This window comes from Variovorax saccharolyticus, from assembly GCF_030316765.1.
In the GTDB taxonomy this organism is placed as follows: Bacteria; Pseudomonadota; Gammaproteobacteria; order Burkholderiales; family Burkholderiaceae_C; genus Variovorax; species Variovorax saccharolyticus.
Map to the genome: position 1 here is coordinate 424,789 of NZ_JASZYT010000001.1, position 13,933 is coordinate 438,721.

At 69.1% G+C, this 13,933-nt stretch carries 14 protein-coding genes; 7 read left to right on the forward strand and 7 right to left on the reverse strand.

Going from position 1 to position 13,933, the window contains the following annotated elements; genetic code table 11:
• The 3 genes from QTI45_RS02160 to QTI45_RS02170 all read left to right on the forward strand — a co-directional run bounded on the left by QTI45_RS02160 (position 1) and on the right by QTI45_RS02170 (position 1,963).
• Positions 1 to 1,140: a JmjC domain-containing protein gene (locus tag QTI45_RS02160; RefSeq protein ID WP_286653351.1), complete on the forward strand. Its 1,140-nt coding sequence runs from the start codon at positions 1 to 3 to the stop codon at positions 1,138 to 1,140.
• Entirely contained in the window at positions 1,130 to 1,633 is a 504-nt protein-coding gene (locus QTI45_RS02165) for a hypothetical protein (RefSeq protein ID WP_286653352.1), read from the forward strand. The genes QTI45_RS02160 and QTI45_RS02165 overlap by 11 nt, the downstream gene beginning before the upstream one ends.
• Positions 1,634 to 1,726: 93 nt before the next feature.
• A complete protein-coding gene (locus tag QTI45_RS02170; protein WP_286653353.1) occupies positions 1,727 to 1,963 on the forward strand; it encodes a hypothetical protein in 237 nt (78 codons plus the stop codon).
• A gap of 49 nt (positions 1,964 to 2,012) precedes the next feature.
• Here the strand turns inward: QTI45_RS02170 and QTI45_RS02175 are convergent, their stop codons facing one another.
• From QTI45_RS02175 to QTI45_RS02200, 6 genes are all read right to left on the reverse strand, one after another.
• Positions 2,013 to 2,789, reverse strand: a complete 777-nt coding sequence (locus QTI45_RS02175; RefSeq protein WP_286653354.1) for an MBL fold metallo-hydrolase — start codon at positions 2,787 to 2,789, stop codon at positions 2,013 to 2,015.
• Positions 2,790 to 2,802: 13 nt separating this feature from the next.
• On the reverse strand, positions 2,803 to 3,885 hold the full coding sequence (gene bamC / locus QTI45_RS02180) for an NlpB/DapX family lipoprotein (RefSeq protein ID WP_286367121.1): 1,083 nt from the start codon (positions 3,883 to 3,885) through the stop codon (positions 2,803 to 2,805).
• A 116-nt stretch (positions 3,886 to 4,001) separates the two neighbouring features.
• Positions 4,002 to 4,928: a 4-hydroxy-tetrahydrodipicolinate synthase gene (gene dapA / locus QTI45_RS02185; protein WP_444813082.1), complete on the reverse strand. Its 927-nt coding sequence runs from the start codon at positions 4,926 to 4,928 to the stop codon at positions 4,002 to 4,004.
• Between the two features lie 41 nt (positions 4,929 to 4,969).
• A complete protein-coding gene (locus QTI45_RS02190) occupies positions 4,970 to 5,521 on the reverse strand; it encodes a class I SAM-dependent methyltransferase (protein WP_286367123.1) in 552 nt (183 codons plus the stop codon).
• The gene (locus QTI45_RS02195; protein ID WP_286367124.1) at positions 5,518 to 5,658 is read right to left on the reverse strand and encodes a hypothetical protein; all 141 of its coding nucleotides are present in this window, start codon (positions 5,656 to 5,658) and stop codon (positions 5,518 to 5,520) included. The genes QTI45_RS02190 and QTI45_RS02195 overlap by 4 nt, the downstream gene beginning before the upstream one ends.
• Positions 5,659 to 5,661: 3 nt before the next feature.
• Positions 5,662 to 6,876, reverse strand: coding sequence for an MFS transporter (locus QTI45_RS02200; RefSeq protein WP_286367125.1), 1,215 nt, complete (start codon positions 6,874 to 6,876; stop codon positions 5,662 to 5,664).
• Between the two features lie 185 nt (positions 6,877 to 7,061).
• Here QTI45_RS02200 and QTI45_RS02205 point away from each other — a divergent pair, with 185 nt between their 5' ends.
• From QTI45_RS02205 to QTI45_RS02220, 4 genes are all read left to right on the forward strand, one after another.
• Positions 7,062 to 9,062, forward strand: a complete 2,001-nt coding sequence (locus QTI45_RS02205; RefSeq protein ID WP_286653355.1) for a DNA topoisomerase IV subunit B — start codon at positions 7,062 to 7,064, stop codon at positions 9,060 to 9,062.
• A 211-nt stretch (positions 9,063 to 9,273) separates the two neighbouring features.
• Positions 9,274 to 10,137 (forward strand): lytic transglycosylase domain-containing protein, encoded by an 864-nt coding sequence (locus QTI45_RS02210; protein ID WP_286653356.1) that lies wholly within the window; start codon positions 9,274 to 9,276, stop codon positions 10,135 to 10,137.
• A 33-nt stretch (positions 10,138 to 10,170) separates the two neighbouring features.
• The gene (gene parC, locus QTI45_RS02215; RefSeq protein ID WP_286653357.1) at positions 10,171 to 12,555 is read left to right on the forward strand and encodes a DNA topoisomerase IV subunit A; all 2,385 of its coding nucleotides are present in this window, start codon (positions 10,171 to 10,173) and stop codon (positions 12,553 to 12,555) included.
• Between the two features lie 9 nt (positions 12,556 to 12,564).
• Entirely contained in the window at positions 12,565 to 12,750 is a 186-nt protein-coding gene (locus tag QTI45_RS02220) for a hypothetical protein (RefSeq protein WP_286653358.1), read from the forward strand.
• 24 nt (positions 12,751 to 12,774) lie between these two features.
• Here the strand turns inward: QTI45_RS02220 and QTI45_RS02225 are convergent, their stop codons facing one another.
• Positions 12,775 to 13,896, reverse strand: coding sequence for an MBL fold metallo-hydrolase (locus QTI45_RS02225; RefSeq protein WP_286653359.1), 1,122 nt, complete (start codon positions 13,894 to 13,896; stop codon positions 12,775 to 12,777).
• Positions 13,897 to 13,933: the final 37 nt, after the last annotated feature.

Sequence of the window (13,933 nt, forward strand, 5' to 3'; positions counted from 1 at the left end):
ATGGAGATTGATCGACCCTTGCCGCTGCTCGGCGGCCTCAGCGCCCGCCAGTTCATGCGCCGCCACTGGCAGAAGAAACCGCTTCTCGTTCGCCAGGCCGTGCCCGGCATGGTGCCACCGATCGCGCGGCCGGCGCTGTTCGACCTCGCTGCGCGCGAGGACGTCGAGTCGCGGCTGATCCGCCATCGCAAGTCCGGCTGGACCCTGAAGCACGGTCCCTTCGCGCGCCGCGCGCTGCCGGGCCTGCACCAGCCCGGCTGGACCCTGCTGGTGCAGGGCGTCGACCTGCATGATCAGGGCGTTCACGAACTGTTGCAACAGTTCCGTTTCGTGCCCGATGCACGGCTCGACGATCTCATGATCAGCTATGCCAGCGACAGCGGCGGTGTCGGCCCGCATTTCGACAGCTACGACGTCTTCCTGCTGCAGGCGCAGGGGCGGCGGCGCTGGTCGATCGGCAAGCAGCGCGACCTCAGCCTGCAGCCCGGCGTTCCGCTCAAGATCCTCGCGAACTTCGAGGCCGAGCAGAGCTTCGTGCTCGAACCTGGCGACATGCTCTATCTGCCGCCGCGCTATGCGCACGACGGCGTGGCGGTCGGCGGGGATTGCATGACCTGCTCGATCGGCCTGCGCTCTCCAGCGGCCGCGCCGCTCGGCGCCGACCTGCTGGCGCGCATCGCCGAGGCGCATGCCGATGCGCTCCAGGACGAACCGGTGCGCGCCGCGGTGCACTATCGCGACCCGGCCCAGGCGGCGCTCGCGACGCCGGCCGCGATGCCGCCGGCGCTGCAGGCCTTCGCGCGCGAAGCGGTGCTAGCCGCCGTGCGCGACGGCGAGGTGATCGACCGCGCGCTCGGCGAGTCGATGACCGAGCCCAAGCCGACGGTCTGGTTCGATGCCGGCGAAATGCCCGAGCGCTGGAACGAGGTGGCGCTGGATCGCCGCACGCGCATGCTCTACGACGCCCGCCACGTCTACATCAACGGCGAGAGTTTCCGCGCCGGCGGCCGCGACGCCACCTTGATGCGGCGGCTGGCGGACCAGCGCATGCTCGGCGCACGCGAACTCGCCGGCGCCAGCGAAGACGCGCTCGCGCTGCTGGCCGACTGGTGCGAAGCGGGGTGGCTGCATGCCGGATGACGCTGCAGCCGTCGGCCTGCCCGAGGGCGCTTTCGAGGGCCGCCAGGCCTTCCATGCGCACCTGCGTGCGGCGCTCGACGCCGCGGCGGCTCAGAACTGGCGCGAGATCGTGCTGTCGGATCCGGACTTCCTCGACTGGCCCCTGGGCGAGCGTGCGACCGTCGAGGCCCTGCAGGCCTGGTCAGCGGCCGGACGCAGCCTCGTGCTGCTGGCGCAGCGTTTCGATGTCTTCGCGCGTGAACACGCGCGCTTCGTGCACTGGCGCCGCATGTGGAGCCACATCGTCGATGCCCGTGCCTGCCACGGACCCGGCCTGCCGCAGGTGCCGAGCGCGATCTGGACGCCGGGCTGGTTCCTGCATCGCATCGACGTCGAGCATGGGCGAGGCGTTTGCGGCCGCGCCCCGGAAGGACGGCGTGCGTTGCGCGAGCGCATCGACGAATGCCTGCGCCATGCGCGGCCTGCATTTCCGGCCAGCACGCTGGGCTTGTAAGCCAATGCCGCGAATCGCACCGCGACAGTGCGCGAGATGGAAATGCGGGCCTAGAATTTTTTGCCTGCCATCTTCATCCAAAGGAGTTTCCCAATGAAGAAGTCCGTATTGCTCGCTTCGCTGATCGCAGTCGCCGCCCTGTCGGCCTGCGGAAAGAAGGAGGAGGCACCACCGGCCGTCGTCACGCCGCCACCGGCGCAGGTCGCGCCGCCCGCCGCGCCAGCGGCCACACCGGCGCCTTCACCAAGCGCATCTTCGGCGCTCGATGCCGCCAATGCGGCCACCGAGGCTGCGAAGAAGAACGCCGAGACGCCTCCGGCCAAGCCCTGAGGCGCGTTGCGTCACCGAAGGCCGCCTGCGGGCGGCCTTTTTCATGGCATCAGAGATCGAGCCAGGGCGAGCCGTCGGCGGCCGTCGCCGTGAGCATCTCGTCGGCGGCGCCGCCGAGGGCGTCGGCCATCATGCGCCGGACGATCTCGGGCCGGTTGTTCTGCTCGCTCAGGTGGGCCGCCACGACGTGGCGCAGGCCGTCATGCAGCACCGCGCGCGCGATCGCCGCGGCAGCCTCGTTCGACAGATGGCCGTAGTTGCCGCCGACCCGCTGCTTGAGAAAGGGCGGGTAGGAGGATCCGGCCAGCAACTCGCTGTCGTGGTTGAACTCCAGCAGCAGGGCGTCGAGGCCCATGAGGCGCGCCAGCACGTGCGGCGTCGCGTGGCCCAGGTCGGTCAGCACGCCGAGGTGGCGCGCGCCGTCGGTGCAGCGCAGCTGCAGCGGCTCGCGCGCGTCGTGCGGCACGGTGAAGGGCTGGACGCAGAGCTCGCCGACCTCGATGTCGACGCCGTCGCGCGCCAGCGTGAGCCGGCCTTCGAAATCGTGCCCGCCGGTCGCCAGCCAGGTGCCTTCGCTCATCCACACGGGGATCCGTTCGCGCCGCGACAGCGAACGCGCGCAGCCGATGTGATCGCCGTGCTCGTGGGTGATGAAGATGGCGTCGATGTCGCCGGCCGCGAGTCCGACGCGCGCCAGCCGGCTGTCGAGCTGCTTGAGCCCGAAGCCGCAGTCGATCAGCAGCCGCGAGCTGCGTCCTGCGCTGGTTGCCTCGACCAGCGTGGCGTTGCCGGTGCTGCCGCTGCCCAGACTGCGGAAGCGCAGCATCGGGGCGGGCGCCTTACTTCAGGTCGTCGGCGATGACCTGCACGATGCGCTGCGCATTGGCCGTGCTGTCGGCCGCGCCGCTCTCGTTCAGGACCGACACCGTGCTGGTCTCGCCCTGGCCCTTGACCAGAATGCGGAACTTGAGCGGTGCCTCGGTCTTGCTCGAACCGAAGCTGAACAGCTTGGCGAAGACGCCGGGTTCCGACTTGTTCGGGTTCGGCGGCACGTAGCGCACGAAGTAGGTGCCGGCGGCGCGGTCGCGGTCTTCGACCGTGAAGCCGGTGCGGTCGAGCGCCAGGCCGACGCGGCGCCATGCGCGCTCGAAGTTCTCGTTGATCTGCACCACCGGCTGGCCGCCGACGTTGGCGACCTTGGCCGTCTGCGGCGCGGCGCCGGCCGCGGCGATGACCTTCGATTGCTCTTGCGAAACGCCGAGCTTGACCATCAGGCGGCGCAGGAATTCGGCCTCGAGCTCGGGATCGCTGGCGCGAGGCTGCCAGGCGGTCTGGTCCTTGCGGGAGCTGCTGTAGACCTCTTCCATGCCGCGGTGGCTGATGAAGATCTCGGTGCCGTTGGGCGTGCGCTCCAGACGGGTGCGGAAGCGGTCGAGTTCACCGGTCGAATAGACCGAGTCCATGAACTTGCCGAGCGTGCCGCGGATGATGTCCTGCGGCAGCTTGGCGCGGTTCTCGGCCCAGTCGGTTTCCATGATGCCGAGATTGCGCTGGTCGGTGGTCAGCAGGAAGCCGCTCTCTTGCCAGAAATCGCGCACCGGCTCCCAGAGCTGGTCGGGCGAGCGGTTGACGATCAGCCAGCGCTGCGTGCCCGCGCGCTCCATCTTCACGTCGCCGACCGAGCTGACCGCCGTCGGCAGGCCCGGCGCGTTCGCGAGGCCGGCCTGGTAGGCGTTGGCCGTGACCGCGCCGCCCGGCACCGCATAGCGGTTCTCGCGCGTGAGCTGGGTCAGGTCGGGCGGCACTTCGAGGGTCGGGGCCTTGCCGGCGCTCTTGTAGTCGATCTTGTCGCTCTCGAGGGCCGAACAGGCGGCGAGACTGGCGACCAGGGCCAGCAATGCGAATCGCGAAATGGTTTTCAACGTCTACTTCCTTTTGGAATGTTGAGCTCAATCGGTGGGCGCGGTGCCCGCTCCTTCAGAGCGCGGCCCGGGCAAAAGGTTGCCGGCGTTCGCAAACGCCCGCTGTAAAGATGGGGTCAGTCCTTGAGGAGGCCGCTGGCGCGCAATGCGGATTCGACCACCGGCCGGCCGCTTTCGGCGAGTTCGGTGAGAGGCAGGCGCAGCGCGCCGCCGCACAGCCCGAGCCGTGCCATCGCCCATTTGAGCGGAATCGGATTCGGTTCGACGAACAGGTGGCGGTGCAGCGGCATCAGTTCGAACTGGATCTGCATGGCGCGCTTGACGTCGCCGGCGATCGCGGCGACGCACAGCTCGTGCATCTTTCGCGGCGCGATGTTGGCCGTGACGCTGATGTTGCCCTGGCCGCCGCACAGCATGAGCGCGACCGCGGTCGGGTCATCGCCGGAATAGACTGCGAAGCTCTTGGGCAGGTCGCGGATCAGCCACTGGGCGCGCTCGATGTTGCCGGTGGCTTCCTTGATGCCGATGATGCCGGGCACCTGGGCCAGGCGCAGCACGGTGTCGTGCGCCATGTCCGCCACCGTGCGGCCGGGCACGTTGTAGAGCACCGTCGGCAGGTCGCCCACCGCTTCGGCGATGGCCTTGAAGTGCTGGTACTGGCCTTCCTGGGTCGGCTTGTTGTAGTAGGGCACCACCTGGAGCTGGCAATCGGCGCCCACGCCGCGGGCGTATTTGGCGAGCTCGATCGCTTCCTTGGTGGAATTGGCGCCGCAACCGGCCATTACGGGCACGCGGCCGCGCGCCTGCTCGACCGAGACGCGGATGATCTCGCAGTGCTCTTCGACGTCGACCGTCGGCGACTCGCCGGTGGTGCCGACGACGCCGAGGCAATCGGTGCCTTCGTCGATGTGCCAGTCGATCAGCCGGCGCAGGGCGGGATAGTCGACACTGCCGTCGTCGTGCATCGGCGTGACGAGCGCAACGATGCTACCTGTCAGTTGCTCCAAGGGAATCTCTTTGTGGTTTGCCCGAAAAGCAGCCATTCTACTGATTGGGCCCGCCCCCCGGCACCGGACCGGCCCTGTCAGGGCGCCTGCAGGGGATGGCGGGGCGGCGAAGCGGCCGCGTCTTGCGGGCGCACGGCGGCGATTCGCTGGACGAAACGCTCGGGTTCCGCCAGGAAGCCGTCCTCGTAGGCCACCACCCGCAGGCCGGCGCAGGCGGCCAGCAGTTCGCCGGGCTGGAGCAGGAAATCGGGCCTGGAAGGCTTGCCCACGCTCTCGTTGCCGGCCGCGAAGGTTTCATAAAGCAAAACGCCACCGGGAGCCACCGCCTGGACGATGTCGGGCAGGCGCGGCCGCCAGAGGTAGTTGGTGACGACCACCAGGCCGAATTGCCGGCCTTCGAAGGGCCACGGGCCGCTCTCGATGTCGGCCAGGACGGCCTGGCCCCAGGACGCCGCGGCATCGACCGCCTCCTGCGAGCGATCGACGCCGGTGGCGGGATGGCCGCGCCCGGCGAACCAGCGCATGTGGCGGCCGCTGCCGCAGGCGACGTCCAGCACCGGGGCGCCGCACGCGGGCAGGTGGGACCAGCGCACGATCCAGGGCGAGGGCGCGAGCGTCGCGTGGTTCAAAAGCAGGCCCAGATCTGGTCGACCAGCGTGACGAGGAAGCCAGGCCGGGTGTAGAGGGCGAACACGCCCGCCAGCGCGAGCGCCGCCGCGGCCAGCCAGCCGGCACGGACGAGGCGATGGCGGGTGCTGGCGGACATGGCTCAGGCCGGTTGCAGCTTGGGCCGCAGGATCGCGCTTTCCTTGACCGGCAGGTTGACCAGCGCGGCCATCACCCCGAGCGCGATCGCGATGTACCAGACCAGGTTGTAGCTGCCCAGCCGGTCGTACAGGAAGCCGCCGAGCCAGACGCCGAGGAAGGAACCGACCTGGTGGCTCAGGAAGACGAAGCCGCCGAGCATCGAGAGGTGGGCGACGCCGAAGATCTGGGCCACGATGCCGCTGGTCAGCGGCACGGTGGACAGCCACAGGAAGCCCATCGCCGCGGCGAACACATAGACCGAGAGCGGCGACAGCGGCAGCAGCAGGAACAGCGCGATCGCGCCCGCGCGGCTCAGGTAGATCGCTGCCAGCAGCTTGCGCTTGGCCATCCGGGCGCCGAGCGCGCCGGCGGTGTAGGTGCCGAAGATGTTGAACAGGCCGATCAGCGCCAGCGCGTAGCTGGCGACCTCGGGCGAGAGGCCCTTGTCGCGCAGATAGCTGGGCATGTGGATGCCGATGAACGCGAGCTGGAAGCCGCAGACGAAGTAGCCCGCCATCAGCAGCACGAAGCTCGGGTACTTGAAGGCCTCCTGGACTGCCTGCAGGATGGTCTGCTCGCGTCTGCCGGCGACGGCGGCCATGCGCGGTTCGCGCAGCGCCGCGGCCATCGGGATGATCAGCAGCACCAGCGCCGCCAGGGCCAGCAGCGCGGTGTGCCAGCCGAAGCGGGCGATCAGCTGGCCCTCGACCGGCACCATGAGGAACTGTCCGAAGGAGCCGGCCGCGGCCGCCACGCCCATGGCCCAGGAGCGGCGTTCGGCCGGGATCTGGCGCCCGATCACGCCGTAGATCACCGCGTAGGTGGTGCCTGCCTGGGCGGCGCCGATCAGCACGCCGGCGGTCAGCGTGAACATCAGCGGCGTGGGCGACAGCGCCATGCCGGCCAGCCCCAGCGCATAGAAGATGGCGCCGGCCACCAGCACGCGGAGGGCGCCGAGCTTGTCGGCCAGCATGCCGGCGAAGACGCCGAACACGCCCCACGAGAGGTTCTGGATCGCCAGCGCGAACGAGAAGGTCTGCCGTGACCAGCCCTGCTCCTGGGTGATCGGCTGCAGCCAGAGTCCGAAGCCGTGGCGGATGCCCATCGACAGGGTGACGATCAGGGCGCCGCAGATGAGCACCCGCTGGATGCTGAGCGGCTGGTGGGAAGAAGTCATTCCGGAAAATGTACCCAAAAGCCGGCGAACGCGTCGGCGGCCGGTTGGCGGCGATTCTTGATATTTTTGCCGGTCTTTGATGCATGCAGCGCGCCCGTGCCCGGTGGCGGTGCCGGAACCGCACCCCCTCGGGGGGCAGCGACCCACACGAAGTGGAGGGAGCGGGGAGCCTAGAATCCGGCGCCATGGCAAGCAAGGAACCAGGCAGTTACGGCGAATCCTCGATTCGCGTCCTCAAGGGCCTCGAGCCCGTCAAGCAGCGGCCGGGGATGTACACCCGCACCGACAACCCGCTGCACATCATTCAGGAAGTGCTCGACAACGCGGCCGACGAGGCGCTCGCGGGCTATGGCAAGAAGATCAAGGTCATTCTCCACGCCGATGCGTCGGTCAGCGTCGAGGACGACGGCCGCGGCATTCCCTTCGGGCTGCATCCGGAAGAAAAAGCGCCGGTGGTCGAGCTGGTGTTCACGCGGCTGCACGCGGGCGGCAAGTTCGACAAGGGCTCGGGCGGCGCCTACAGCTTCTCGGGTGGCCTGCACGGCGTCGGCGTGTCGGTGACCAACGCGCTGTCGACCCGGCTCGAGGTGACTTCGTACCGCGAAGGCTCGGTGGCGCAGCTCGCGTTCTCGGCCGGCGACGTGGTCGAGAAGCTGAAGGTCCGGCCGCAGGAAAGCGCTGCGGCCTCGGCCAACGGCGAGGGCCCGCGCGACCGCAGGCAGGGCACCACGGTGCGCGCCTGGCCCGACCCCAAGTATTTCGAGTCGGCCGTGCTGCCGATCCACGAGCTCACCCACCTGCTGCGCAGCAAGGCGGTGCTGATGCCGGGCGTCACGGTCACGCTGGTGGTCGAGAAGACCAAGGAAACCCAGACCTGGCTCTACAAGGGCGGCCTGCGCGACTACCTGATGCAGACCCTCAACGGCGATCCGGTGATCCCGTTGTTCGAAGGCTCGGGCCATGCCGACAAGAACGCCGACAACTTCGCCGAAGGCGAGGGCGCCGAATGGTGCGTGGCCTTCACCGAGGACGGCCAGCCGGTGCGCGAGAGCTATGTCAACCTGATTCCGACCAGCGCCGGCGGCACGCATGAAAGCGGGCTGCGCGACGGCCTGTTCAACGCGGTCAAGAGTTTCATCGAGCTGCATTCGCTGCTGCCCAAGGGCGTGAAGCTGCTGCCCGAGGACGTGTTCGCGCGGGCCTCGTACGTGCTGTCGGCCAAGGTGCTCGACCCGCAGTTCCAGGGCCAGATCAAGGAGCGCCTCAACTCGCGCGATGCGGTTCGGCTGGTGTCGAGCTTCGTGCGGCCGGCGCTCGAGCTGTGGCTCAACCAGCATGTGGACTACGGCCGCAAGCTCGCTGAACTGGCGATCAAGGCCGCGCAGACGCGCCAGAGGGCCGGCCAGAAGGTCGAGAAGCGCAAGGGTTCCGGCGTCGCCGTGCTGCCCGGCAAGCTGACCGATTGCGAGAGCAAGGACACGGCGCACAACGAGGTCTTCCTGGTCGAGGGCGATTCGGCCGGCGGCAGCGCCAAGATGGGCCGCGACAAGGAAAGCCAGGCCATCCTGCCGCTGCGCGGCAAGGTGCTCAACACCTGGGAAGTGGAGCGCGACCGTCTCTTCGCCAACACCGAGATCCATGACATCTCGGTGGCCGTCGGCGTCGATCCGCACGGGCCCGATGACACGCCCGACATGACCGGCCTGCGCTACGGCAAGGTCTGCATCCTGAGCGATGCCGACGTCGACGGCTCGCACATCCAGGTGCTGCTGCTGACCTTGTTCTTCCGCCATTTCCCGAAGCTGATCGAGGCCGGCCATGTGTACGTGGCCAAGCCGCCCCTGTTCCGGGTCGATGCGCCGGCGCGCGGCAAGAAGCCGGCCGCCAAGTTCTATGCGCTCGACGAGGGCGAGCTCACGGCGACGCTCGACAAGCTGCGCAAGGACGGCGTGCGCGAAGGCGCCTGGAGCATCAGCCGATTCAAGGGGCTGGGCGAGATGAACGCTGAGCAGCTCTGGGAAACCACGCTCAACCCCGACACGCGCCGCCTGCTGCAGGTGCGGCTGGGACGCTTCGACACCCGCGGCACCGAGGGCGAGATCACCAAGCTCATGGGCAAGGGCGAAGCGGCGGCGCGGCGCGAACTGATGGAACTGCGCGCCGACGATGTGGAAATCGATGTGTGAGTGTTGCTCGCCCCCAGGTTGCCCGGCACTTCGTGTCCGGGCGCCCACCCCCTGCCGGGGGCAACACCAGCGGCCTGGCAAAGCCAGTTCCGCGGTGTTTCACCAACGGGCCGGGCTGCGCCGGCCTGGATGGGGAGGGGGCAAACATTTCGTGACGTTGTGCATGGCGGGGTCGGGCTGCGCGCCTGCATAGTGCCGGATGGTCAATCCGATGAAAGCCTGGCTTCTGACGATGCTGCTGGCGGTGCTTGCGCCGCTGGCCGGGGCCGCCGACATCTACGGCTACATCGACGAGAAGGGCGGCGCGCACTTCGCCTCCGAGAAGATCGACGAGCGCTACCAGCTGTTCTTCAGGGGCGGCCAGAGCTTCGACACGGCCGACGGCATCGCGCCGCTGCTGCGCGGACGCAAGGGCGCGGGCGACGGCAAGGTGTCGCGCGCCTCGCAGACCCTGCTGGCGCTGGTCGAGGCCTCGCCGGGCCACAAGGTCGCCAAATCGGCGCTGCGCGATGCGTCGCGCAAGCACGGCATCGACTACGAGCTGCTGCAGGCGCTGATCGCGACCGAGTCGGGCTTCGATGCGCAGGCGGTGTCGCCCAAGGGAGCGCTCGGCCTGATGCAGGTGATGCCGGCGACGGCGCAGCGCTACGGCGTGGCGGCGGACAAGCGGGCCTCGATCGAGGCCAAGCTCTTCGACCCGCGCATCAACATCGCCACCGGTTCGCGCTACCTGCGCGACCTGATCGCGATGTTCCCGGGCCGCATCGAGCTCGCGCTGGCAGCCTACAACGCCGGCGAGGGTGCGGTGCAGCGCGCCGGCAACCGCATTCCGAACTACCGCGAGACGCAGAACTACGTCACGACCGTGCTGCAGCTGTATGCCTACCTGAAACCCACCGCGGCCCTTGGCCACGGCAAGCCGGGCGGCCGCATCCGCATGGAGATGGTGCCGGCGGGCGGTGCCTTCGGTCGTGGCAACATGCCGTCCGGCGCGCGCCGCATGCCGCAGTTGCCCGAAGCCGCCGATCCGCCGTCCCCGGAAGCCACCGATTTCGCCGTGCCGGCGACGCCGTAGACCCGCCAACCTTTTTCTCTTTCTTCTCTTTCCATGGATTCCCAACCGACGCTCGATCTGCAGAGCCCCGAAGACGATGGCGCGCTGACGCTGGCCGACTACGCGCAGACCGCCTACCTCGAATACGCGCTGAGCGTGGTCAAGGGCCGCGCGCTGCCCGATGTCAGCGATGGGCAGAAACCGGTGCAGCGGCGCATCCTCTATTCGATGTCGCGCATGGGGCTCGGCTTCGGCGGTGCCAACGGCACCGTCGGCGCCAAGCCCGTGAAGAGCGCGCGCGTGGTCGGCGACGTGCTCGGCCGCTTCCACCCGCACAGCGACCAGGCCGCCTACGACGCGCTGGTGCGCATGGCGCAGGATTTCTCGCAGCGCTATCCGCTGGTCGATGGCCAGGGCAACTTCGGCAGCCGCGACGGCGATGGCGCCGCGGCCATGCGCTACACCGAGGCGCGCCTGGCCCGCATCACCAGCCTGCTGCTCGACGAGATCGACGAGGGCACGGTCGACTTCATCCCGAACTACGACGGCTCGACCGAGGAGCCGCGGCTGCTGCCGGCGCGGCTGCCCTTCGCGCTGCTCAACGGCGCCAGCGGCATCGCGGTCGGCCTGGCGACCGAGATCCCGAGCCACAACCTGCGCGAGGTCGCCGATGCCTGCGTGGCGCTGATCAAGGCCAACGGCAAGCTGACAGACGAGGAGCTGTTCACGATCGTGCCGGGTCCGGACTATCCGGGCGGCGCCCAGATCATCAGCAGTGCGGCCGACATCGCCGACGCCTACCGCAGCGGCCGCGGCTCGCTCAAGGTGCGCGCGCGCTGGAAGATCGAGGAGCTGGCGCGCGGGCAATGGCAGCTGGTGGTCAACGAGCTGCCGCCGGGAGTGAGTTCGCAGAAGGTGCTCGAAGAGATCGAGGAGCTCACCAACCCGAAGATCCGCGCCGGCAAGAAGGCGCTCTCGGCCGAGCAGACGCAGTTGAAGGCCGCGGTGCTGTCGCTGCTCGACGTGGTGCGCGACGAGTCGAGCAAGGACGCGCCGGTGCGGCTGGTGTTCGAGCCCAAGACCTCGCGCATCAGCCAGGACGAGTTCACCACGATGCTGCTCGCGCAGACCTCGCTGGAGAGCTCGTCGTCGATCAACCTGACGATGGTCGGCATCGACGGCAAGCCGACCCAGAAGTCGCTGCGCCAGATGCTCAACGAGTGGATCGCGTTCCGCGAGATCACGGTCGAGAAGCGCTCGCGGCACCGCCTCGGCAAGGTGCAGGACCGCATTCACATCCTCGAAGGCCGGCAGCTGGTGCTGCTCAACATCGACGAGGTGATCGCGATCATCCGTGCCGCCGAGGACCCGAAGGCGGCACTGATCGCGCGCTTCAACCTCAGCGATCGGCAGGCCGAGGACATCCTTGAAATCCGCCTGCGCCAGCTGGCGCGGCTGGAGGCGATCAAGATCGAGCAGGAGCTCAAGGGCCTGCGCGAGGAACAGAAGAAGCTCGAGGACATCCTCTCGAGCCCGGCCGCGCTGCGCCGCCTGCTGGTGAAGGAGATCGAGGCCGACGCCAAGAGCTTCGAAGACCCGCGCCGCACGCTGATCCAGGCCGAGAAGCGCGCGGTGGCCGAAGTGCGCGTGGTCGACGAACCCGTGACGGTGATCGTCTCGCAGAAGGGCTGGGTGCGCACGCAGAAGGGCTGGGCCAGCGAACGCGCCGCCGGCGCCGCGGCGCCCGAGTACAGCTTCAAGTCGGGCGATGCGCTGTACGGCGCCTTCGAATGCCGCTCGGTCGACACGCTGCTGGTCTTCGGCACCGCCAAGGACAAGGGCGTGCGCGTCTACAGCGTGCCGGTGGCCTCGCTGCCGGGTGGGCGCGGCGATGGCCAGCCGGTGACCACGCTGATCGACCTCGACAGCGGCACGCACGTGGCGCACTACTTCGCGGGCCCGGCGGGCGCCAGCCTGCTGCTCGCCAACACCGGCGGCTACGGCTTCATCGCGGCGGTCGAGAACATGATCTCGCGCCAGCGCGGCGGCAAGGCCTTCATCGATGTGGGCGAGGGCGAGCAGCTGTGCCGGCCTTCGCTGGTGGGCGGCGCCGGCGGTGCCGAGCCGCTGCCGGCGGCCACGCACGTGGCCTGCGCCTCGACCGGCGGCCGCATCCTGACCTTCGAGATCGGCGAGCTCAAGGCCTTGCCCAAGGGAGGCCGCGGCCTGACCCTGATCGACCTCGAGGCCAAGGACACGCTGGCCGGCGCGGCGGCCTACACGCGCAGCGTGAAGATCGAAGGCATCGGCCGCGGAGGCAAGGAACGCGAGGAGACGCTCGAGATCCGCACGCTCAACAACGCCCGCGGCAGCCGGGCCCGCAAGGGCAAGGCGGCCGATCTCGGCTTCAAGCCGACCGGCGTCTTGCGGGTGCTGTAGGAGTCGCGCATGGAAATCGGAATCATCGGGATCGTGATCGCGGTCGTGAGCGGCCTCGGCAGCTTCGTGCTGGGCCGCTGGCTGTCGACCCGCCGGCGGCAGAAGAAGGCCGCGCAGGCGCGGGCGGTGGCGGAGGCCGGGCAGAGCCGGCAGGTGCGGCGCGCGCGCGAGCGGGAACGTCAGCGCAAGGGCTGAGCCGCCGGGCCGTTCGCGGCCGGGCTACTTGAGCCCGGCCCACCAGCGCAAGTTGGTGCGCGGCTGGCCGATGGTCAGGACCTCGCCGATCACCGGCGTCGCGAGCGCGATCTTCTTGCCCTCCGACAGGTCGGCGATGCGGTCCAGCGGGTCGTGCCAGGTGTGGAAGGCCAGATCGAAGGTGCTGTTGTGCACCGAGTACAGCACCTTGCCGCGCAGCTCCTCGAAGGCCTGCACGCTCTGCTCGGGCGTCATGTGGACCGAAGGCCAGTAGGCGTCGTAGGCGCCGTTCTCGATCATGGCGAGGTCGAAGCCGCCGAAGCGTTCGCCGATGTCGCGAAAGCCCTTGAAGTAGCCGGAGTCGCCGCTGTAGAAGATGCGCTGCTCGCCGCTCTGGATCACCCAGGAGGCCCAGAGCGTGCGGTTGCGATCGTTCAGCGTGCGCCCCGAGAAATGCTGTGCGGGCGTGGCCACGAGCTGGATGCCGTCGTGCTGCGCCTTGTCCCACCAGTCGAGCTCCGCGACGCGTTCGGCCGGCACGCCGAACTCGACCAGCCGCGCCTTCACGCCCAGTGGCACGAAGTAGCGCTGGACCCGCTGCGACAGGTATTCGATGGTGGCGACATCGAGGTGGTCGTAGTGGTCGTGCGACAGGATCAAGCCCTCGATCGGCGGCAGCTGCTCGAGCGTGATCGGCGGCTGGTGGAAGCGCCGCGGGCCGAGCCACTGGAAAGGCGAGGCGCGTTCGCTGAACACCGGATCGATCAGCCAGTACTTGCCGCGCAGCTTGAGCAGGTGCGACGAATGCCCCAGCCGCACCATGTGGTTGGCCTGCGGGTCCAGCGCCTCGAGCTGCGCGGGGGTCAGCGGCTGCACCGGGATCGGGTCGGTCGGCACCGTGTCGGTCTTGGTGCCGACGAGGAAGCGCGACCAGATCTTCCAGCTGCCGGCCGAGGGCAGCGCCTCCGGATTGGGCGGGTTCTGGAAGCTGCAGTCCTTGAACTGGGGGGAGGCCGCATAGGGGCTCTCGCAGGCGCTGCTGGGGGAGCAGGCGCCCAGCAGTGCGCAGGCCGCGAAGGCCAGCACCGCGCGCAGGCGAGATGGGGCGTGCGGCCGGGAGGTGGAGCGGAGGCGGGCGGCGATCATGGGCAGGCTTTCCTGAGGTCGCGGCATCGGGCGCCGG

What these genes read in the sequence shown, in the direction of transcription:
- QTI45_RS02160 (WP_286653351.1), top strand. Translation starts at nt 1, where the DNA reads ATGGAGATTGATCGACCCTTGCCGCTGCTCGGCGGCCTCAGCGCCCGC.
- QTI45_RS02165 (WP_286653352.1), top strand. Translation starts at nt 1,130, where the DNA reads ATGCCGGATGACGCTGCAGCCGTCGGCCTGCCCGAGGGCGCTTTCGAG.
- QTI45_RS02170 (WP_286653353.1), top strand. Translation starts at nt 1,727, where the DNA reads ATGAAGAAGTCCGTATTGCTCGCTTCGCTGATCGCAGTCGCCGCCCTG.
- QTI45_RS02175 (WP_286653354.1), bottom strand. Translation starts at nt 2,789, where the DNA reads ATGCTGCGCTTCCGCAGTCTGGGCAGCGGCAGCACCGGCAACGCCACG.
- dapA (WP_444813082.1), bottom strand. Translation starts at nt 4,928, where the DNA reads ATGGCTGCTTTTCGGGCAAACCACAAAGAGATTCCCTTGGAGCAACTG.
- QTI45_RS02195 (WP_286367124.1), bottom strand. Translation starts at nt 5,658, where the DNA reads ATGTCCGCCAGCACCCGCCATCGCCTCGTCCGTGCCGGCTGGCTGGCC.
- QTI45_RS02200 (WP_286367125.1), bottom strand. Translation starts at nt 6,876, where the DNA reads ATGACTTCTTCCCACCAGCCGCTCAGCATCCAGCGGGTGCTCATCTGC.
- QTI45_RS02205 (WP_286653355.1), top strand. Translation starts at nt 7,062, where the DNA reads ATGGCAAGCAAGGAACCAGGCAGTTACGGCGAATCCTCGATTCGCGTC.
- QTI45_RS02210 (WP_286653356.1), top strand. Translation starts at nt 9,274, where the DNA reads ATGAAAGCCTGGCTTCTGACGATGCTGCTGGCGGTGCTTGCGCCGCTG.
- parC (WP_286653357.1), top strand. Translation starts at nt 10,171, where the DNA reads ATGGATTCCCAACCGACGCTCGATCTGCAGAGCCCCGAAGACGATGGC.
- QTI45_RS02220 (WP_286653358.1), top strand. Translation starts at nt 12,565, where the DNA reads ATGGAAATCGGAATCATCGGGATCGTGATCGCGGTCGTGAGCGGCCTC.
- QTI45_RS02225 (WP_286653359.1), bottom strand. Translation starts at nt 13,896, where the DNA reads ATGATCGCCGCCCGCCTCCGCTCCACCTCCCGGCCGCACGCCCCATCT.